This is a genomic window from Pedobacter petrophilus (assembly GCF_009674725.1).
GTDB classification, from domain to species: Bacteria; Bacteroidota; Bacteroidia; order Sphingobacteriales; family Sphingobacteriaceae; genus Pedobacter; species Pedobacter petrophilus.
In genome coordinates, this window is sequence record NZ_WKKH01000011.1 from 94683 (window position 1) to 115855 (window position 21173).

Annotated in this window: 21 protein-coding genes and 1 tRNA gene; 7 read left to right on the forward strand and 15 right to left on the reverse strand. The window is 41.6% G+C overall.

From position 1 onward, the window contains the following. Window positions 1-171: 171 nt before the first annotated feature. Window positions 172-2664, reverse strand: coding sequence for an excinuclease ABC subunit UvrA (uvrA, locus tag GJU39_RS09455; RefSeq protein ID WP_245227758.1), 2493 nt, complete (start codon window positions 2662-2664; stop codon window positions 172-174). Between the two features lie 175 nt (window positions 2665-2839). On the opposite strand from uvrA, the gene GJU39_RS09460 reads away from it, so the two are divergent. After that, window positions 2840-3139 carry a hypothetical protein gene (locus GJU39_RS09460; protein WP_154280544.1) on the forward strand — a complete coding sequence of 100 codons (300 nt, stop codon included), beginning with the start codon at window positions 2840-2842 and terminating at the stop codon, window positions 3137-3139. Between the two features lie 15 nt (window positions 3140-3154). Here GJU39_RS09460 and GJU39_RS09465 read toward each other — a convergent pair whose 3' ends face one another. Both GJU39_RS09465 and GJU39_RS09470 read right to left on the reverse strand, forming a co-directional pair. Continuing rightward, window positions 3155-4042: a helix-turn-helix domain-containing protein gene (locus tag GJU39_RS09465; RefSeq protein WP_154280545.1), complete on the reverse strand. Its 888-nt coding sequence runs from the start codon at window positions 4040-4042 to the stop codon at window positions 3155-3157. A 194-nt stretch (window positions 4043-4236) separates the two neighbouring features. After that, entirely contained in the window at window positions 4237-5898 is a 1662-nt protein-coding gene (locus GJU39_RS09470; protein ID WP_154280546.1) for an alpha-L-fucosidase, read from the reverse strand. Between the two features lie 301 nt (window positions 5899-6199). Here GJU39_RS09470 and GJU39_RS09475 point away from each other — a divergent pair, with 301 nt between their 5' ends. Further along, on the forward strand, window positions 6200-7606 hold the full coding sequence (locus GJU39_RS09475) for a PQQ-dependent sugar dehydrogenase (RefSeq protein ID WP_154280547.1): 1407 nt from the start codon (window positions 6200-6202) through the stop codon (window positions 7604-7606). Window positions 7607-7904: 298 nt separating this feature from the next. Here the strand turns inward: GJU39_RS09475 and arsB are convergent, their stop codons facing one another. The 5 genes from arsB to GJU39_RS09500 form a co-directional block, all read right to left on the reverse strand. Next, window positions 7905-8966: an ACR3 family arsenite efflux transporter gene (gene arsB / locus GJU39_RS09480; RefSeq protein ID WP_154280548.1), complete on the reverse strand. Its 1062-nt coding sequence runs from the start codon at window positions 8964-8966 to the stop codon at window positions 7905-7907. Then, window positions 8953-9387: an arsenate reductase ArsC gene (locus GJU39_RS09485; RefSeq protein ID WP_154280549.1), complete on the reverse strand. Its 435-nt coding sequence runs from the start codon at window positions 9385-9387 to the stop codon at window positions 8953-8955. The genes arsB and GJU39_RS09485 overlap by 14 nt, the downstream gene beginning before the upstream one ends. 75 nt (window positions 9388-9462) lie before the next feature. Next, window positions 9463-9927: a DUF6428 family protein gene (locus GJU39_RS09490; RefSeq protein ID WP_154280550.1), complete on the reverse strand. Its 465-nt coding sequence runs from the start codon at window positions 9925-9927 to the stop codon at window positions 9463-9465. A gap of 53 nt (window positions 9928-9980) precedes the next feature. After that, the gene (locus GJU39_RS09495) at window positions 9981-10310 is read right to left on the reverse strand and encodes an ArsR/SmtB family transcription factor (protein WP_154280551.1); all 330 of its coding nucleotides are present in this window, start codon (window positions 10308-10310) and stop codon (window positions 9981-9983) included. A 181-nt stretch (window positions 10311-10491) separates the two neighbouring features. After that, window positions 10492-10722, reverse strand: coding sequence for a hypothetical protein (locus GJU39_RS09500; protein ID WP_154280552.1), 231 nt, complete (start codon window positions 10720-10722; stop codon window positions 10492-10494). A gap of 317 nt (window positions 10723-11039) precedes the next feature. Here GJU39_RS09500 and kaiC point away from each other — a divergent pair, with 317 nt between their 5' ends. From kaiC to GJU39_RS09520, 4 genes are read left to right on the forward strand one after another with little or no spacing between them, the layout of a single operon-like run. Next, the gene (kaiC, locus tag GJU39_RS09505) at window positions 11040-12791 is read left to right on the forward strand and encodes a circadian clock protein KaiC (RefSeq protein ID WP_154280553.1); all 1752 of its coding nucleotides are present in this window, start codon (window positions 11040-11042) and stop codon (window positions 12789-12791) included. After that, window positions 12791-13078, forward strand: coding sequence for a circadian clock protein KaiB (gene kaiB, locus GJU39_RS09510; protein WP_209437620.1), 288 nt, complete (start codon window positions 12791-12793; stop codon window positions 13076-13078). Before kaiC ends, kaiB begins: the two co-directional genes overlap by 1 nt. 28 nt (window positions 13079-13106) lie before the next feature. Next, entirely contained in the window at window positions 13107-13397 is a 291-nt protein-coding gene (locus tag GJU39_RS09515) for a circadian clock KaiB family protein (RefSeq protein WP_154280554.1), read from the forward strand. Next, on the forward strand, window positions 13398-15155 hold the full coding sequence (locus GJU39_RS09520; RefSeq protein WP_154280555.1) for a PAS domain-containing sensor histidine kinase: 1758 nt from the start codon (window positions 13398-13400) through the stop codon (window positions 15153-15155). A 66-nt stretch (window positions 15156-15221) separates the two neighbouring features. Here GJU39_RS09520 and GJU39_RS09525 read toward each other — a convergent pair whose 3' ends face one another. Continuing rightward, a complete protein-coding gene (locus GJU39_RS09525) occupies window positions 15222-15650 on the reverse strand; it encodes a DUF1810 domain-containing protein (protein ID WP_154280556.1) in 429 nt (142 codons plus the stop codon). Between the two features lie 542 nt (window positions 15651-16192). On the opposite strand from GJU39_RS09525, the gene GJU39_RS09530 reads away from it, so the two are divergent. Then, window positions 16193-17161, forward strand: a complete 969-nt coding sequence (locus GJU39_RS09530) for a family 43 glycosylhydrolase (RefSeq protein ID WP_154280557.1) — start codon at window positions 16193-16195, stop codon at window positions 17159-17161. Window positions 17162-17656: 495 nt separating this feature from the next. On the opposite strand, the gene GJU39_RS09535 is transcribed toward GJU39_RS09530, so the two are convergent. The 6 genes from GJU39_RS09535 to GJU39_RS09560 form a co-directional block, all read right to left on the reverse strand. Next, window positions 17657-17730 (reverse strand) — tRNA-Arg (locus GJU39_RS09535). A gap of 109 nt (window positions 17731-17839) precedes the next feature. Continuing rightward, entirely contained in the window at window positions 17840-18277 is a 438-nt protein-coding gene (locus GJU39_RS09540; protein WP_154280558.1) for a Fur family transcriptional regulator, read from the reverse strand. A gap of 9 nt (window positions 18278-18286) precedes the next feature. Continuing rightward, the gene (locus GJU39_RS09545; RefSeq protein WP_245227760.1) at window positions 18287-18736 is read right to left on the reverse strand and encodes a hypothetical protein; all 450 of its coding nucleotides are present in this window, start codon (window positions 18734-18736) and stop codon (window positions 18287-18289) included. Next, entirely contained in the window at window positions 18733-19176 is a 444-nt protein-coding gene (locus GJU39_RS09550) for a hypothetical protein (RefSeq protein ID WP_154280559.1), read from the reverse strand. Before GJU39_RS09550 ends, GJU39_RS09545 begins: the two co-directional genes overlap by 4 nt. Further along, window positions 19173-20384: an ABC transporter permease gene (locus GJU39_RS09555; RefSeq protein ID WP_154280560.1), complete on the reverse strand. Its 1212-nt coding sequence runs from the start codon at window positions 20382-20384 to the stop codon at window positions 19173-19175. Before GJU39_RS09555 ends, GJU39_RS09550 begins: the two co-directional genes overlap by 4 nt. After that, entirely contained in the window at window positions 20384-21010 is a 627-nt protein-coding gene (locus GJU39_RS09560) for an ABC transporter ATP-binding protein (RefSeq protein ID WP_154280561.1), read from the reverse strand. The genes GJU39_RS09555 and GJU39_RS09560 overlap by 1 nt, the downstream gene beginning before the upstream one ends. Between the last annotated feature and the right edge of the window lie 163 nt (window positions 21011-21173).

A 21173-nucleotide genomic window follows, 5' to 3' on the forward strand; every position in this document is an offset into this window, starting at 1 on the left:
GGTATGGGGACTGATGACAAAGATATCTGATGCCTTTAAAAAAGAATATACCATGTTTTAAGGTTTCTTTTCTACTGGTTTTCAGGTATTTTTTCTACCCGAATTAGAATGGCGATCATCCTGGCCCCTCTGTTCCTATAATTTATCAGAATCAGCAGCCTTGTAAATGAACTAGCGCAGGTAATCTTTCAAAAATGGTGCAGTCTTGCTGGAAGGATGTTTCGCCAGATCTTCCGGTGTTCCGGTAAAAACAATCTTTCCGCCCTGATCTCCTGCACCCGGACCAATATCTATGATCCAATCGCTTTGCGCAATTACCTGCATGTCATGCTCCACTAAAATTATTGTGTTACCTGCATCTGCAAGCGTATTTAACTGGACAAGAAGCCGCTCCACGTCTGATGGATGGAGTCCGGTGGTTGGCTCATCCAGTACATAAACGGACGATCCTTTTTGACTTTTCTGAAGTTCTGTGGCCAGTTTAATGCGCTGCGCTTCTCCGCCCGAAAGTTCTGTAGCCGCCTGCCCTAGGCGGAGATAACCCAGACCAACTTCCCGTAAAATATCCAAAGCACGGTAAATTTGTGGGTCTTCATCGAAAAAGTTGCAGGCTTCTTCTACCGTCATCTGCAAAACCTCCGATATATTTTTCCCTTTATAGGTAACTTCGAGGGTTTCCTTTTGGTACCGTGTGCCGCCACAGGTAGGGCAAGGGGTGTATACACTGGGTAAAAAAAGCAGCTCAACCATTACAAATCCCTCTCCCTGGCAGTGCGGACAGCGGCCTTTTGCAACATTAAATGAAAACCTGCCAGCATCATATTTCCGTTTTTTTGCCAGTGGTGTGTTGGCAAAGCGACTTCTCACATGATCGAATAAGCCAGTATAAGTAGCCAGATTTGATCGTGGTGTCCTTCCAATCGGGCGCTGATCTACCACAACCAACCGGGAGATTTTTTCAAGTCCGGAGGTGATCGATCCGCTAATGGGCAGTATCTCATCTACAGGCGCATCGTTTTGATTATCAATCTCAGGATCAGTTTTCTGCCCCAGTGAAGCAGCGAGTAACTCCACCAACACCTGGCTAACCAAACTGCTTTTTCCTGAGCCCGAAATGCCCGTTACGCAAGTGACCACCCCAAGAGGAAAGTCTGCATCTACGTTTTTGAGGTTATGCCTGCTGGCGCCGCGGAGGCTCAGCATTCCATTTGGGTTTCTTAAGGTGTGGTCTGCAGGTTTTTTATTTTGGAACAGGAAAGCGGAAGTGTGTGATCCCTTGATCTTATTAAACCCCTTAAGTGGACCACTGTAGAGGATATGCCCACCATTTTCACCAGCTTCCGGACCTACATCCACAATCCAGTCTGCATGGCGGATAACTTCCAGCTCGTGTTCCACTACAAAAATTGAGTTGCCTGCCGCTTTAAGTTTATCTAAAATATGTAAGAGCGCCCGGGTGTCTGCAGGATGCAGACCTGCCGATGGCTCATCTAGTACATACACCACACCGAAAAGGTTCGAATGTACCTGTGTAGCCAGGCGCAAACGCTGCAATTCTCCGGGAGAGAGGGTAGGTGTGCTTCGTTCCAGGTTAAGGTAGCCCAGTCCGAGATCCAGCATTACCTGAATTCGGGCATAAATGTCTGAAGAAATTCGTTGCCTGATGATGTTTTTCTCTGTCTGTGTTTTGCCTGCGGGGGTTTTCGAATGTTTACCAAATATTTCTGCCAGCGCCAGCATTGGTAAACGGGAGATTTCGGCGATATCTTTTCCTTCAAAAGTAACAGATAATGATTCTTTTTTCAGTCGTTTACCATGGCAAAGCGGACAGGTGGCACTGATCATATATTGCGAAACCCGCTTTTTCATCAGCGCTGATTGCGTGGTTGAAAATGTCTTAAAAACATAAGCCTTTGCACCGATAAAGGTACCCATATAATCTGGCGGCTGATTTCTGGCAATGGCTTTAACGGTTTGTTCTGGCGAGAGTCCTGGGTAAACTGGCGCAGAGGGCGTTTCGTCCGTAAATAAAATCCAGTCGCGCTGCTTTTTAGGAAGCTCGCGCCAGGGAATATCAACATTATAACCCATCGAAACGAGTATGTCGCGCTGATTTTGCCCCTGCCAGGCCAAGGGCCAGGAAGCCACAGCGCGTTCACGTATGGTAAGGCTGTCATCAGGGACCATTGTTTTTTCGGTAACTTCAAAAACACTTCCCAGGCCATGGCACTTTTCGCAGGCACCTTGCGGTGTATTAGGTGAAAAGCCTTCAGCATAAATAATGGATTGATTTTTTGGATAATCGCCGGCTCTGGAAAAAAGCATGCGTAACAAATTGGACAGTGTGGTTACACTCCCCACAGAAGAGCGGGTAGAGGATCCGCCACGTTGCTGTTGCAGCGCCACTGCAGGCGGGAGGCCATCAATCGAATCGACTTCAGGTACGCTCATCTGATTAAAAAGTCTTCTTGCATAAGGTGATACAGAGTCCAGATAACGTCGTTGCGCTTCTGCATATAACGTTCCAAAAGCCAGCGAGGATTTTCCTGAACCGGAAACACCCGTAAATACCACAAGCTGATCTCTCGGAATATCCAGGCTAACATCCTTTAAATTGTGTGTATTTGCGCCTCTTACCCTAATCATGTTGTTGTCCTTGCTCATTGCCATCTTGTTTCGTGCCTGTTTCTAAAGATTAAAGTTATGCAACATTCAAACGAGTGCTTAAGTTTTTATTTCCCCTACATCTCACCTTTCATTGGGGAAATGTGTTTTACTTTCTGATTAGCAGGATTTGGATATGCTAAATAATTTTTCGTATTATAAACCCTCAAAAAGAATGGCAGTGAAGAATCTTCAGGAATTTAAAACATCATTAAATGCAGAAAGTCCCGATCCCGGGATTTCGATCCAGTTACAGTCGCTTTGGTATGATGGCAAAGGAAACTGGGAAAAGGCACACCGGCAGGTAGATCAGCTAAATGATCAGGCATCGGCAAGAATCCATGCTTACCTCCACCGCAAAGAGGGCGATATCTGGAATGCAGATTACTGGTATAGAAGGGCCGGCGAATCTCGCCCGGATTATTCTCTTAATGATGAATGGGAAGCACTGGTGCTGCGGTATTTGACGGATTGATCATGGTTTTATAACTTACCCCATCAGGTTAAGCGTTCTGTTCTGTGTTTTATAAGCGCCCGGTGTGAGCCCGGTTAATCTCTTAAAAACCCTCGAAAAATATTGGGCATTGTCAAAACCCGTCATTTCGGCAATTGCATCCTGTTGTTTATTGGTGGTGATGATCAGGTATTGTGCCCTTTCAATTCTTTTCTGAAGGATGTAGTTCAGCGGACTCTGACCTGTGTAACGATGGAAAATCCTGGAGAAATAATCTGTATTCAGGTTCGCGCGGCTGGCAAGCTGACTAACTTTTAAAGCCGCACTGAGGTTGATCTGAATGTAAGATATCGCGTCCATCACCACTGATGGCGTGACTGTAATCTGATCATTTTGAAAAATTTCTGGCTTCAGGAATTTTGAAATCAGCTGAAGAATAATACCCTGTGTTTCATATTGGGTAGCAATGCTTTGCAGATTATTCAGTTCGGTATACTCTTTATAATAGATATCTTTTTCATACACAAGTGGATTATCAGAACGGTTGATTCCCCTGCCGGGATTAATGGCAATGATCCGCTTGAAATTGGCAATATCATCAGCATTTGCTTCCACTTCCAAAATCTTTCTGCAATTGGCGAAAAGTGAAATTCCATCCGGAGATTCTTCAAAAAACTGAATAAAGTATTGGCTTAAAAAACAATTGCAAGAGAGGTTACATAATGTAAAGCTCGGAACAATATAAAGATAACCTGGACGTAGCGTTAAACCACCATTTTGGTCGGCGATAACGCCCTCGCCTTCATCTATATAATATAACCTGTAATACGGGCTAATAACATTCCTGAAGTTCCACTTTTTGTTAAGTTTAACATAGTCTGCATTTAGCAATTGGAATGAATGTTTAATGAGTCCTTTATTCATAGTAGCGTTGGCCCGAAGCTACCAAAGCCAGATAGCTTCACAAAGCTAACCGGAATTAGGCTAATTTTCAGCAACGCTGGATAAAAAAGAAGTAGCAATTTGGGAGAGGTGAATGCTATAGCCAATTGAGCAAAGCCAGGAGGGGAAAAGCAATAATGGCCGGAATATAATTGCCGGCCACGACCATGATTTATTTAACTGATTTTTAAAGGATTCGCGTACGATGCAACAGGTTTTTCTGCCGGAAAGTAAACTTTTAACCCATTAGCATTTCTTTCAAATTTCAAATTTTGTCCTGTGGCCACAAGCTGTACCTTATTAATTTTTTCAGGGTAATGGGCGCTACCTTCCTTTAAGCTGGTAATCTGCACCGAACCTTCGGCCGGCCAGGCCATTACTGTTGCGAAAAGACTCTTATCTTTCACCGCAAAGCGAATGTCGTGCTCACCAAATGGAGTACCTTTACCCTCATTAAATCCCTGGGCGGTTAAGGCAGGCGAATTATTTTGTGCAGGTCCTTCACCAAAGATTTTCCATGGCCTGGTGGCGTAGATACTCTCACCGTTTGCTTTCATCCATACACCGATTTCTTCCACAATCCGGCGCTCGAGTTCATCGATGGAACCGTCTCCACGAACAGGCACATTGAGCATTAAATTTCCATTTTTGCTTACCACATCTACCAGCGTATGGATAATTTTTGGTGCAGTTTTATATCCTTTCCGGTTGTAAATGCTGCGGTCATAATGCCAGTCGCCCAGGCAGGTGTCTATTTGCCAGGGAAGCGGCTCAATCATATTGCTCTGGCCACGCTCAATATCCCACGCCATTGCCTTTCTTTGTTGCTCATCTAAAATTTTGCCCGTAATTACGGCATTGAGTTTTCCTTTTTCTTTGATACTCTTGTTGTAAAAGTGTGCGGCAATGCGAAGACCAGCATCGCTAACCGGCCATAAGGGAAACTGGGAATCATCGAAATAAATCATATCCGGATTATATTTATTAATCAGATCGATGGTTCGATTATAGAACTTTTCAATATAGATTTTACCCGGCGGCGTAACACCATTGCCCCAATTCCACTGTTTGTGGATGGCGCCATTATCCAGACTGTTTTCACTCAACTGATGATTTTGTGCATAAAGCTCCTGCGGATCAAGCCCATCCCACCATTTGCCTTTTCCATCTTTCTTCGTTAATTTTCCATCGTAAGGCACGCCAGCTAAGGGACCATTTTGATCAGCACGTTGGGCCACTTCTAACCAGCTCCAGGTATGCGCTGCATGTACGCTTACCGCAAAAGGAAGATTGTGTTTTTTTGCAGCAGCGGCCCATCCGCCAACAATATCCTTCTTCGCGCCCTGCTTTGTTGAGTTCCAGTCTTTCTGGTATTTACTATCATAAAGGTCGAGGTTATCATGGTGATTGGCCAATGCCATGAAGTATTTTGCACCCGCACTTTTATAGAGTGAAACCAAAGCTTCCGGATCCCATTTCTCGGCTTTCCAGGTGTTAATTACATCTTTGAAACCAAACTGGGAGGGGTGACCATACTTCTCGAGATGGAATTTATACTTCCGGGTTCCTTCCATATACATTTCCCGTGCATACCAATCTCCCGCTTCCGGCTGGCATTGGGGCCCCCAATGTGCCCACATCCCAAATTTTGCATCCCTAAACCATTCCGGAGTCTGATAAGCAGATAACGACTCCCAGGTTGGTGAAAATGGACCAGCGATAATTTTTTCGACAAACTCCTGAGCGGCATCATCATTAGAGAACGCAGAAAGTTTACTGGCAAATAATACGGCAGGTAGACCGATGGCAAGGCTTTGAAGGAGTTTTCTCCGGTTCATATACGTTTGGTTAGGATGATCTAATATAGAAACAAATTTATCAGCAGATTAGGGAAGATCTTTATATTAAAGAGACTTCTTTTTATACAAATCCGACTTTTATCAGGATAATTACACCACAACTGATGAGCGATCCAAATATAAAAAGGTATAATATTTGGAGGTGGTATAGGTGTTAATGGTTCTTAAACAGGCGGTTTAGAATTTTATCTGAGGCAATAAATACGGAAATTCTGGTATTAATACCTGTTTTCGAAGCCTTACCCATTCTTTCCGTGTTTCAGATTAAAAGAAAAATCAAATGAAATACTTGTTTCTCTGTGGCTTGTTTACCTTATCAGTGTTGTGTACCTCTTTTGCTTTGATGAATAGCGAAGACGGTGGTTTTGAAACGCGCATTATTGCATCAGGCTTAAGTGATCCATGGTCTGTGGTGGTTGGCCAGGATAATCAATTGTGGGTTAACGAATCGAAGGGTTACCGGGTGCTAAAAATTAATCCGGATAACGGGGAGAAAAAGATTGTCCTCGATTTAAATACAGAAAGGCAGTTTCCATCTTTTGAAGAACAGAAAAAAGCGCAGCAGCCGGTTCCGCAGGGAGGTTTGATGGGCCTGGCGCTTCATCCACAATTTTTGAAGGGCAAACCTTTCGTTTACCTTTCTTATGTGTATCGGCATCTTCAGGGCAATCAGTTTTTACTGAAGCTGGCGCGATACCGGTTTAATGCCAGTAAACAGCAATTAGAAGCTCCGGTAATTATCTGCGACACGATACCGGCAAGTAATGACCATAATGGCGGACGTTTAATCATCGCACCAACAAATGGAAAACCTTACCTTTTTTATGCAGTGGGCGATCAGGGATCTGGGCAATTTTCGAATGGTGGAAGGCCTAATAAAGCACAGCAAAAAAACAGTTATGAAGGTAAAATTTTAAGATTTAATCTAGAAACCGAAGGTACTGGCGAATGGATTCCGGCAGACAATCCGGCACTGCCGGAACAAAGTGCAATCTGGACGGTCGGGCACAGAAATCCGCAGGGTTTAGCCTTTGCTATGATAAATAAAAAGGAACGGTTGTATACTTCTGAGCATGGCCCTTATTCTGATGATGAGATAAATCTCATTGAAAAAGGCAGCAACTACGGCCATCCTTTAGTGATTGGTTATAATGACGGGAACTATGATGGCCTCGCTGCATCGGTATCTGATGAAGCGAAAAGTCCCGGTAAATGGCACACTACTTACCCATTAATCGTTTCTGAAAAGAGTAACGCTAATTTAATTGGTAAGGCTTACAAAGATCCGGGAATAAGTTTTTACCCAACATCGAACGAAAAGCTTACCAGCCTATTTGAAAAAGTGAAGGCAGGAACAAAAGCGGAATGGGACGCTTATGCACCGTCAGGCATAGCAATTTACCAATCTGATGCGATACCCGGCTGGAGTCCGTCTTTACTGGTGACTACGCTCAAGGCGGGGAAATTACTTCGGCTTAAAATCAATAAGGATGGGAGCATCAATCCAAAAATAAACGAATATGTTGCTTCCAAGGTCAGGTACCGGGATGTTGCGGTATCTAATGATGGAACAAAAATTTATCTGGCTACAGACAGCTCCGCGATTACTTCGGGACCATCAGCTGAGAATCCAAAAGCAATCAGCCAGCGCGGATGTATCTTGGTGTTGAAATACCTGAAAAAGTAGTAGCTTCAGTAGTCTTCTTGTGCGGTTTTAAATATCATATAGTCAGTATGTTAGATGAATTTAGTATCATTTTTAGAAAATCGATTTTGATGGTTTGGCGTTGCAGAGCACGTAGAAAATGCTTTCAAATGTGCATCCCGATTAGCTTTGTTCTCATTCCCGGGCGCAGTAATCTATTTGAACGCAATTTCATCATTTCGGTCTTCCAAATTGCTGTTGTCAGCGCGTGGCTCTTGCAAAATGCCAAACTAACCATTATCATATAGTATGATGCGGCAATTTAACTATTGCAACATTCTTATTTATAGTATTTCTTCCGAAACCAAAATGCAAGATTAACGAGTGCAATCAACGCAGGAACCTCAACCAAAGGACCGATAACGCCTGCAAAGGCCTGCCCGGAGTTAATGCCAAATACACCAATCGCAACTGCAATCGCCAGTTCAAAGTTATTTCCCGTAGCGGTAAAAGCAATAGCAGTACTCCTGGAATAATCTGCCCCAAAGTATTTTCCGGCATAGAAGCTCACCACGAACATAATCGAGAAATAAATAACCAACGGTACCGCAATCCTAACGACATCCAGCGGTATTTGCACGATTAGATTTCCTTTAAGGCTGAACATTATAATAATGGTAAAAAGTAATGCGATTAATGTTATTGGGGAGATCTTTGGCATAAACTTCTCTTCGAACCATACTTTTCCCTTAAGCTTAATTAGGACGAACCTTGAGATAACGCCCATGGCAAATGGAACCCCGAGATAAATGCCAACGCTTTCGGAAATTTCGCCAATCGTGATGTTCAGTTCTAAACTCTTTAATCCAAAGTATGGAGGCAAAACAGTAATAAAAACGTAGGCAAGAACACTGTATAGTAACACCTGAAAGATGCTGTTCAGCGCAATCAACCCTGCAGCATACTCACGGTTTCCTTCCGCAAGCTCGTTCCATACCACCACCATGGCGATGCAACGGGCAAGGCCGATCAGTATCAAGCCAACCATATATTCCGGATAATCTCTCAAAAAGATAACAGCCAAAAAGAACATCAGAATTGGACCAATTATCCAGTTCAGTAACAGTGAAACGGTAAGCACTTTTATGTCTCTGAACACTTCGCCCATCTTCTCATATCTGACTTTCGCAAGTGGAGGGTACATCATCAGGATCAATCCGATGGCCAGGGGTATATTTGTTGTGCGAGATGAAAAGGAATTGATAAAGCCGGAAGAGGAGGGGATAAAATATCCTGTGCTGATACCAATAGCCATCGCCAGGAATATCCAAAGAGTAAGGTAGCGATCAAGGAAGCCGAGTTTTTTTCGTTCAACTAATGGTGCACAATTAGTTGCTGACATTTTTATTGTTTAGATTCTTGTTGATAAAATTTTGTGCATATTTTCGGACCATTTCCCTCACCTCGCGGAAAGTCTCCATGACTTCTTCATCGCTGCCTTTTGCCTTTGCAGGATCAGGAAAATTATGGTGTAACTTTACTGCACCCGACGGAAAATACGGGCAGTTTTCCTTTGCATGATCACAAACCGTAATTACATAATCGAAATCGATGGCCGTGTATTCATCAATATTATTTGAGGTATGCCTGGAAATATCTATTCCATCACGTTTCATAATTTCGATCGCCTTCGGGTTGACCCCGTGCGTTTCTATTCCAGCACTGTAAATTTCCGCCTTATCTCCGGCAAAATACCTGAGATATCCTTCTGCTATCTGGCTCCTGCAGCTGTTTCCTGTGCAAAGCACTAATACTTTTTTCATAAATGGTTCCTTATAATCATTTTTACATCCTCCTAATCCGGGGTTATTAAATTTCTAATCTCCAAAACCAAATGGTTAACAGCATCCGCTTCCGGGGGCGCAGCTATTCGATGTTTCCACCAGATTTACCATTGCTTTTTTCGGAACTTCGATCCCGCACGCTTCGTTTGCCAGGCATGCCGTTTGTTTGGAAAGCAATAGGAAAGTTTGTCCATCAAAACCAAGTTCGTATTTACCGATAGTGCCAGACTGGTATTCTACTTCTATCTCTAGGTCTTCCATGCCCAGTACCTTTTCAGAAAGGGAAATGATATCCAACAGTTTTCCGGCCTTTAAACGATGTTCATAATCATCCGCATCCCAAAGCTGAAAATTCGCGACCTTCTCATGTCGAACTTTGCCGCCACAATCAATAAAATCTTTTGAGATGATTCCTACTTCGGTAATGTGAAAGTGTTCAGGTACCATTGCACCCTGTTCTACTTTAAAATTTACTGCTTCGGCAGTCTGGAGGATTTTCTTAATTTCTGATAATTTCATAATTTCTATTTATTATAATATTGCAATTTAACGATTGATTTGGCTAAAAAAACCTAACAGCAGCTTGCCGGATTTTTATAGGAACCCAGAAAACTGTCTAGCAATGATTTCAAAAGTTCCCAGGTTTTGGGCTCAATACAATAGCACACCTTTACACCTTCTATCGTTCCCTGGATAATACCAGCGTTCTTTAGCTCCTTCAGATGTTGAGAAATCGTAGCTTGTGCAAGACCAAGTTCCTCAACCAGGTCACCGCAGATACAGGCGTTTGCCGATATGATTTGCTGTAAGATCGCAATTCGTGCCGGATGCGCAATCGCTTTCATAAGCGTTGAAAGCTCATTCTGTTCCGGTGTGAATATTTCTGTTTTTGTGAGTCCCATATTTTATATCGCAATATTACGATTATAATAATCAAATACAAAAAAGTCATCACTAACTTCGAAAAATCACCTGTAGTCGATTGATAATAAAGTATTTAATTTTGGGTTATGGAAGATCCGGCAATATTAAGAAGATTGGTTTTCTTCTTGATAGGTAAAAAGCAGGCAAGCAGCGCAATTCTTAGTGAATATTCATCTTGTTAATCATCTCCGATTGCATTACTTCGTAATTGTCAATCTCACTGATAATTTTCTTCTGCAAGTATTCCAGCACACAGGTTCTTCTGATGGTAACCTCAACCATGTTATCACGGGCCTCAACAGGCAGCTTCAAAAAGTTTTTATGCAAGAATGGTTCAAAAATTTCTTTATAAGTAATTTCGTCCAGTTGTATTTTATATGTATTAACCATCTCTATTTCAGTCTTGTTAATTAAATAACTGCATGTTTATTGTTTTTGTTTTGGAAATTCATAAAAAATTTTGCATAAACCTCATTAGTAGCTCAATTATTAACCACAGATCAACAGGATGAACACCGATGGAATAGGCGTTAAAATCTGTGTTTATCTGTGTCGATCTGTGGTTCAACAAGCAGAATCACAAGATATTGTAAGTCAATGTCACCAATTTTTTACCATCTAAGCCCTGGTATTTATTCCTGCTTTGTTTAACCTGGAATTTACAACATGTGATATTATTCATACATTTAGCCTTTAACAAAAAATGAATGGCTAAAAACACTAGCAAGCCCAAGTCGGAACCAATGACTGGCATTTCAAAAACCCGCACAGGAATTTCAGGTTTGGACGAAATTACATTAGGAGGTCTTCCGTCTAATAGGCCAACACTTATTTGTGGGGAGGCAGGATCTGGTAAAACCCTTTTTTCTATCGAATTTATCGTTAGAGGCGCATTGGATTACAATGAACCCGGCGTGTTTATGGCATTCGAGGAAAAGGCAGAAGAGCTTAAAGTCAATGTCGCTTCTCTTGGCTTTGATCTTGATCAGCTGGAAAAAGATAAAAAAATTAGAATCGATTACGTCCACATCGATCGCTCAGAAATAGAAGAAACAGGAGAGTATGACCTCGAAGGGCTTTTTATTCGCCTGGGGTATGCCATTGATAGCATTGGCGCTAAACGTGTTGTACTGGATACCATAGAAAACCTATTTTCAGGATTGAATAATGATGGCATTCTCCGTTCGGAAATCAGAAGGCTTTTTCAGTTTTTGAAATCAAAAGGGGTAACGGCAATCATCACTGGCGAAAGGGGAGAGAAAAGCTTAACGAGGCAAGGTTTGGAAGAGTACGTTTCAGACTGTGTAATTCTCCTCGACCATAGAATTATCAATCAAATATCGACCCGGAGATTAAGGATAGTAAAATACCGTGGGTCAGTACATGGCACCAACGAATATCCTTTCCTTATTGATAATGAAGGGATCTCTGTGTTGCCTGTTACTTCACTCGAACTTAATAAAGAGGTTTCCTCGAAATGTGTTTCATCCGGCATTCCGGCATTAGATAAGATGCTCGGTCATAAAGGTTTCTATAAAGGAAGCAGTATTCTTGCTTCAGGTACGGCCGGAACGGGTAAAACGAGTATTGCCGCCAGTTTTGCCAATGTTACCTGTCTGAGAAAAGAGAAATGCCTCTTTTTTGCCTTCGAGGAATCTCCGAAACAAATCATCAGAAATATGCGATCCATTGGAATGGATTTGCAAGCCCATCTGGATAGTGGCTATTTGTCGTTTTACGCATCACGGCCAACACTTTATGGTTTAGAAATGCACCTGGTTGCCATTCATAAAGCAATCAGAAAGTTCAAACCTGATGTGGTTATTCTCGATCCGATTACCAACCTGATCACGATAGGTTCTGTGAGTGAGGTGAAAACGATGTTGGTTCGGTTAATCGACTTTTTACAAGCTGAGCAAATTACCGTAATGTTTACGGCGCTTACGCTGAATAACATTGTAAATGAGCAAACTGATGAAGGCGTTTCCTCGTTGGTAGATGCCTGGTTGCTGATCAGAGATATAGAGAACAACGGCGAAAGAAACCGGGGTTTATATATTATGAAATCCAGGGGGATGAAACACTCCAATCAGGTTAGGGAATTTGTGATTACAGATGGTGGGCTGGACCTGGAAGATGTTTTTCTGACAGAAGATGGTGTATTAACAGGTTCCGCACGTGCTGCGAGGTTGTTACTGGAGCAAACAGGTGAGGTGATTCACGCGCAGGCCATTAGCCGGAAAGACCGGGAATTAATTCGCAAAAAGAAAGTTCTTGAATCTAAAATCGATAGCTTGCGTTCTGAATTTGAATCAGTAGAAGAAGAATTAAACAAGGTTTATGTGGAAGAAGCTTTAAAGAAACAAATTATGGGTGATACCCTGTCCAAAATGACAGATTTACGCAGAGGAAATACAGGCTTTTCATCTAAAAAAATAGTAAAAAAAAATAAAAAATAGTGGGTAAAACGTATGAGTTGCGACTTTATGTTGCGGGCAAAACGACAAAGTCTGTTGTTGCCCTTGAAAACCTTAAAAAAATCTGTGAAGACCATCTTGCAGGTAAATACAGTATTGAGGTAGTCGATCTTTTAGAAAAACCACAACTAGCCGAAGGAGATCAGATTCTGGCCATTCCAACCCTTGTAAAAAAGGTGCCGGAGCCTGTTCGTAAAATCATCGGCGACCTCTCGAATGTTGAAAAAGTGTTGGTTGGGTTAGATATTCGCCCTAAACCAGTAGTTTAATAGTTAAGGTACGGAAGGCAAAAATCAAATGGAGCAGGAGCAAGGTGAATATTTTATTTTAAGACTTTTTATCGCGGGGTCGTCGCCGGTTTCCGTTCGTGCAATCAAAAACCTGAGGGAGATCTGTGAAGAATTTCTAAAGGACCGGTATGAGCTTGAAATTATAGATGCGCACCAGCAGCCTTTGCTTGTTCGAGATGAAAATGTAACCGCAATCCCGATGTTGCTGAAGAAACAGCCAGAACCCTGCAGGCGAATCATCGGAGATTTCTCTGATCGGGAGAAAGTTTTGAGGGGCCTGGGCATTAGGATGAAGTAAATGGAAAAGTCGAAAGAAGTTCTTCAACTTGAGGCGGCCAACCGGGAGCTGCAGATTCAGCTCGAAGAGGCCAATGATATTATTCATGCCATTCGCAGCGGAGAAGTAGATGCGCTGGTGGTAAATGGAAAAGACGGACACCAGCTTTTTACCTTAAAAAGTGCCGATCAAACTTACCGGATTTTCATAGAACAGATGACTGAAAGTGCTTTGACACTTGATCAGGATGGCCGGATTTTATATTGCAATTCTCGCTTCGCAACACTGTGTACAGTTCCCCTCGAAAAGGTAATTGGTATGAAGCTCCTTGATTTCGTTTTGGAAGAAGACTGGATTTTCGCTCAGGATGTGATTGATGCCGCCTGGGAAATAGATACCAGAACAGAACTGAACCTCATTAACAGTGAACAGGAAAAAATTACCGTACAGCTATCTCTAAAAGCATTAGATTTAGATGAAGGAACCGCGTTAAGCATTATCATAACAGATTTAACAGAACTGAAAAAACATCAGTTGTTGCTCCAGGTAAGAAATGAACAACTGGAAGAAGCCCGGCAGGTTGCAGATCAGCTAAATAGCAATCTGGAAAATATTGTAAGTCTCCGTACCGCTGAACTCGAACTAAAAAATGATGAGCTGAAGATCGCCAATGGTTATCAGCGAAAAATGAATACAGAACTGAGCATTGCACTCGAGCGATTAAAAGAAAGCGATGAAAATCTTCAGTCGGCATTTAATGCAGGTGAATTGGGAAGCTGCCGGGTGGATCTCACAACCGGTAAAGCAGATATGTCGCCACGCTTTAGGCTGTTGTATGGCTTGCCTGAAGATGAAGAGATTGATTGGGCTATGGTTGTAAGTGCAATAGAACCAGAGTATGTTGCTGAAGTGACCCGCGTACTCGAAGCTTGCGCTACATCGGGCACCCCTTTAGATAGCACCTATCCAATCAGACATCTTGCTTCAGGAGAGCGGAGATGGATGCGTGTGGTGGGGAAAGTGAAGACAGATAAAGATGGGAATTTCGCCAGTGTATACGCTGTGATTATGGATGTAACCGCTCAAAAACAGGATGAGCAGCGAAAAAATGATTTTATCGCCATGGTAAGCCATGAGTTGAAAACGCCACTTACCTCCATGAAAGGATATATCCAGGTAATGCAGCTGAAGGCAAAAGGGAATGATAATGCCTTTGCAGTAAAAGCGCTGGATGGAGCAGAACGGCAGATTACCAAAATGACAAACATGATTAACGGCTTCCTGAATATTTCCAGGTTTGAATCGGGAAAGATGGTGATCGAGTTGCAGCGCGTAGAATTATCCGCTATTGTTGAAGAGATTATAGAAGAATATATCACCACCGGATCGAATCATGAAATTGCGTACAATTGCCTTCCGGGATTATTTATTAATGCAGATCAAAATAAGCTTGGCCATGTAATTAATAATTTGATTGGAAATGCAGTAAAATATTCACCCTTTCACAGCAAAATTACTATAGACTGTTTGGCTTGTGATCAGAATGCCATCTTTAAAATAAAAGATCAGGGCATGGGCATTCCGAAAGATGATTTACCAAAACTTTTTGAACGTTTTTATCGGGTAGAAAGCTCGCAAATGGCTACTGTTTCAGGCTTTGGTATTGGCCTTTACCTTTCGGCGGAAATTGTTACCAGACATTATGGTAAAATTTGGGTAGAAAGTGAGATTGGCATAGGCTCAACTTTTTATTTTAGCATCCCGCTGGATAGGGATTAAGAAATTATTGGGAATTAAACCTCAGAGATCGTCTTTCTGAACTTGATTCAGGATCTTATTTAATAACTATTTTTCCAATTTCAATAACTTAATAGTAGCCAAATCTGCCTGGTCTTCAAAAAAATAATGTAAAATTTCTTTAAAAACTACAGGAGCATTTTCAATGCCCGAAAATAAAGTCATCGAAGATTGAAGCTTTAAATCATCAGGCGATCCAAGAATTTCGTAGGCACTTTTATCACTGTGTTTTAACAGGGCAGAAGAGATTTCTTCCAATCTTTTGCCCAATACAGGGTGTTTTAAATACTGCCTGGCTTCTTCAAAATTAGCAATACTATAAAACTTAGCCATTTCGCTCTTACCTAAACCTGAGATCTGCGGAAATATATACCACATCCAATGTGTCGTTTTTCTTCCGTTTTTAATTTCGGATAAAGCGTCCGTGTAATTGGTATCCTGTGCTTTTAAAAATCTATCTAAAGTGTTTTTTCCCATGGCTAAATATAAAACCTTCCAGTCACCATTTTAGTTTTGATCAGACATTTTTTGATCCAATTTATCTGCAAACGCAGGATGCTATAAATGCTGGGTAAATGTATCGTAACAGAAATTTAAACGGTCTCGAAGAAAATGGCCTCAAAATCGAGCTTAATAACCTCATGTAAGAGGATAATAACCTCGTGAACAAGGAAAATAACATCAAAACCAAGCTTAATAACCTCATGAGAGAGGATAATAACCTCGTGAGTGAGGAAAATAGCCTCAAAACCGAGCTTAATAACCTCATGACTGAAGCTAATAACCTCAAAACCAAACGAAAATCCTGTTTAAATGTGGTCTGACCTGGGTAGATGATGGGTGGAGGAAAAGACTTTTCCTGGTTTGATACTGACAGAAGACTACTGATGGAATCCTCAGAAAATATGGTGAAACTTTCAGACCTAAAATTATTGATGGAATAAAATTTAAACAGGCTTTTAAAAAAACGGCTGATTTCTTACGTTACTTCCTGCAGATAAGTTAGTAAGTTTGATAGGATGCGAATTAAACATTTAATAATCTTTCTGCTGTTCAGTTTTGTACAGGTGCAATTGGTGCAAAGCCAGGATTTAAAACAAAATATAAATGTGCATGATCCGGTAATGATCAAGCAAAATAATCGATATTATTTGTATTGTACCGGAAAAGGAATCTCAGTATGGTCATCCAAAGACCGGATCAACTGGAAGGCTGAACCGCCGGTTTTCCCTCTGGCACCTCAATGGGCGGTAGATGCTGTGCCGGGTTTTAAAGGTTATATCTGGGCACCGGACATCTCCTTTTCAAATGGCCTTTACTATTTGTATTACGCTGCTTCAACCTTTGGTAAAAATACTTCTGCAATTGGCGTAGCCACCAATGTTACCCTTAATCCGATGGATTCCGGATATAAATGGGTAGACCATGGAATGGTGATCCGGTCTGAAGCTGGTAAAACCAATTGGAATGCCATAGACCCTAATTTAATTACGGATAACGAGGGCATTCCCTACCTTACGTTTGGATCTTTTTGGGATGGAATAAAGATTATCCAGCTTAAGGCCGATCGATTAGGGGTAGAAGGTTTCCTGCAAAACCCGCAGACTATTGCCAGTCGGGGAGATAAAGCCAATGCCATTGAAGCACCATTTATTTTCAAAAAAAAGAATTATTATTACCTATTTACCTCGATCGATTATTGCTGCAGGGGTAAAGAAAGTACCTATAAAATGGTTGTTGGCCGATCTAAATTAGTAACTGGCCCATATCTGGATGATGACGGGAAATCGCTGGCAACAGGTGGCGGAAGGCTGGTTTTGAAAGGCAGTGAAAACTGGTATGGTGTTGGGCATAATGCCGTAGCTACCTTTGATAAAATAGATTTTTTGATATTTCATGGCTATTCTGCCCTTCAAAATGGTGCTCCAAAATTATTGCTCCGGCAAATTAGCTGGAAGAACGGCTGGCCAGTAGTGGAAGAATTGTAGGCTTAATATTTTTGAAAAGATATATTGGATGATACAAATCACCAAAATTTTAATGGCGAAAAACGCATCAGAATAAAGAACAGCAGTTATTTTTCCTTTCATTTAACAGCTGGCAATTCACAAACGCTTGCTTCAGGCGACGAGGCCCTACCTAACATAATCAGGTAACCAACAATATTTTGCATATTTACATTTCCAGTTAGTTAAAAGAAAGAATGTCTCCTGGCGGAGATGAATGCATGAATGAAAGGTAGTGCACTGGATAAAAGCCTTGCAGAGATGCAGGGCTTTTTGCTTATAAGCTAAAATGCATCCTCTAATGAGCGATTTACTAATTTACATCCATTGAATTTATAGGTATAGTAATTTCTAAGTTGGAGAGACACCAATCAAATAGACGTGATTAATTAAATTATTTACAACAAGCGCAATTACACGTCGCAGATAGACTGAAAACAAAAAGGGCTCCTAGTGTTACCTAGAAGCCAATGCCTGTACCCCGGAAGGGACTCGAACCCCTGACCCTCGGTTTAGAAAACCGACGCTCTATCCAGCTGAGCTACCGAGGCTCATTTTTTAATGAGCTGCAAATATAGAAGTTCTATCTATAAAGCAAAAATATATTTTAAACAATTTTCAATCATTTTCCATTCGGCTGAATAACCGTTTAAGGACTAATTAATTAGCTTTATTGCAATCCTTGCAAATTCCGGAAACGACCAGGTTCATATCCGCTATTTGGAATCCCTTTTCAATTTTAAGGGCCGGAATCTTCACATCATCCAGGCAATAAACGCGCAAACAGTTATTACAATTGAAGTGCACATGCTCATCGTGGTGATTATGCTCAGAACAAGAATTTGAGCAAATGGCATAGTTAGCGGTCCCGTGGTTATCTAAAACCCGGTGAATAATACCTTTCTCTTCAAAAGTTTTTAAAATCCGGTACAGCGTTACCCGGTCAATTTCCTTCCCCACCACGTTTTCCAAATAGGGCTGTGAGGTTGCAGATTCGCGATGTGACAAGATATCTAAAACCTGTAAACGAGCGCCAGTCCTTTTAAGTCCGTTTTTAACCAGAAGATCTTCGTATTGCTGTGTTTCATTTTGCTCCATAACGTAAAATTAAATAATTACTTTGGCATTCGTAATCGAAACCGGTGGTTGGTAACTGGCGTTTGTATTGGCCAGTTTTAAAGTTCCCTTCACACGGATCGGTTTTTCAGTAAATTCAACGGGACTATTCAGTTCAACCATGATCATTATCGGAACACCATTTTGTCCACAAAAGTAACACTGATTTATTGGTAATGTTGCTAATAAAAATTTTTGTTGCTTTTTTGCGCTTTTTATGGGGATTAGGTAGCCTGTTAAATCAAATTCGGCATCTTTAAATCTGTTAATTGTTGCACTGTAAATGGGCAGAAGCTCGTTTTTATCGGTCAGCTCGAATTTAACCGTTCCAATCACATCCCAGTTTAATGATCGAAGTTCATCACCCGGACGATGCGGTTTTTGCTGGGCAAAACAAATGCCTGTACACATCAACAACAGAATTACAGCTAATTTTTTCATGGAACCAGTTTAGCACCTAATAAAAAGAATTCGGAACGATCATCGCCAGAATCATTAATTACAAATTTGCCTTTAATTTTAATGGGCTTGTCTGTAAATGGAATTGCTGACACCATTTTAACCTCAATCATTGAAGGAATATCTCCGGTGCCGCAAAAGGGACAGGATTCTATCGGAACAATCGACAATAAAAATTCGGAAAACTTTGCGCCAACTTTGGTAGGGTAAATATAACCCGGAAGCTCAATTACCTTATTGTTCAGGGCCATGAGTTCGGGCGGAAAAATGCTGACCCATTTTAAAGGCTTTACCTGTTTATCATAACGCAGGCCAACCAAATTCCAGGTAGGGGTGCGCATATCTTTATGGACCTTTACCTGGGCCTGCAAGCCAAAAAAGCCGGAGAAAAATAGTGCTGTCAGTAAAACGTATTTCATCATTTATCTTTTGAAAGGGTGTTGGCAATATCAACCCGGTAAGTTTGGATTGCAGGAATGATGGCCGCAATCACCCCGATTGCTAACCCGGCTCCGATTAAATAAAGTTCTTCCATTACAAAATAGATTCCCGTTAGCCTGGCTTGTGATGATTCCTGAAAATGCCCGATCAGGCTGAGCGCCACATGGCCAATCACTAAACCAATGATAGCACCTGTTACGGTAATCAGGAGACCTTCAAGCATCACCAGTAAAAATATTTTAACTTTCGATGCGCCCAGACAGCGCATAATGGCCAAATCATACTTTTTCTCTTTCATCGAATTAAATAAGCTGATGAAAACACTCAATGCAGATATCGCCATAATTAAAATGGCAAACCACTTAAGTGTTTCAATGCCTACTCCGATAAGCGAGAACAGCCTGGCACTCTCCATTGCCGGAGATGCTGCCTGCATATTGGTGCTTTGGTTTACCATTCTGGGAAAAATCACTACCGACATGGGCGAACGATATTGAATCAACAGCGACGTAATCTCCCGGTTATTAATCTCCTTTTCTTCATTTGCATGATGTGCTTCACTTTCCGCATGATTGGGCTCGTGCATTTTGTAAACACTTCCAATGTTCGTTAAAATCAGGTTATCGGTCACATTGCCCTGAGGTGCCAGAATCCCCGTTACCAAATAAGCATGTTGTTTATGTTCATCGCTGGCATCACTCAACCCGTGCGCGCCGAAAAATTTATCGCCTACTTTTAATTTTGATTCCTGCGCAACAGCACTGCCAATAGTAGCATCAAGATCTTTACTCCAGAACTTCCCCTGGTTCAGCTTTAATCCATATAAACCAGTAAAGGTTGAATCCGTACCTACAATCCTGTAGCCCTGATAATTATCACCCAGCGCCAAAGGGACAGCCCGTTTTACCATTGGGTTTTGCATCAGTTCCTGTGCATCTTTTGCCGGAATGTTTCCCGTGGGAAAATCGATATGATAAATACTACTCAAAATGAGTTGCAGCGGACTCCCTTTAGCGCCCACCACCAGGTCAATATCCTTCGAGTTACTTTCCAATTTATTGCCAATCTGCGTAGAAGCCAGAAAAAGAATAGACAAAATGCCTACACCAAACGCAACCAGAATGATATTTAAAAAGGTTGTGAGTTTATTTCTCGATAAATTTTTGGTACTTAACTTTAATATATTCATTATAATAAATATTCTTTGCTTAATCTGTTCCTTACGCGTTTATCATGTGTGGCAACGATCAAAGATGCATCGCTGGATGCGGCCTGAGTGGTTAATAAAGAAATTACATTTTCTGCATTCTCATCATCAAGACTGGATGTGGGCTCATCAGCAATGAGTACCGAAGGGCGATTAATAAGTGCCCGGGCAATCGATGCCCGTTGCAATTGCCCCTGACTTAATTCTTCAGCATAACTTTTCGCTTTACCAGCAAGCCCTAAGTTGTCCAGAAGCATTAAAATTCGTTTGCCATCAACAGGTAGTCCGGCAAAAGAAGAAGCTACCGCGATGTTATCGTAGATGTTTAAGCTCTTTATAAAATGTGGCCGCTGGAAGATGATGCCAATTTTTTGTCCCCTGAATTGGTCCATTGCCTTTAAGGAAAGATCATATACACTGGTGCCATCCACAATCACATTTCCACCTTTCGGCTTAAGTAAACCGGCGATAATATTGAGTAGCGTGCTTTTTCCGCTGCCTGATGATCCGAGCAAAAGCCATTGTTCGCGGTCTTTTATTTCCCAGTCCGGAAACCGGAGTGCAGGCACATTGGGGTATTGATGAACTAAGGATTGGATTTTAATCATAACTTATGAGATGATATCAGGCGAATGTTTTTAATGGCATAACGGCGGTAAATTTCCTGCCCATCGTTTGTGACGTGCCTGCAAGCAGGATTTAGCATGCAAATTGCACTTAAGGCAGAGATAAATAACACTTTTATCTTTCTATTCATGACTACAAATATAT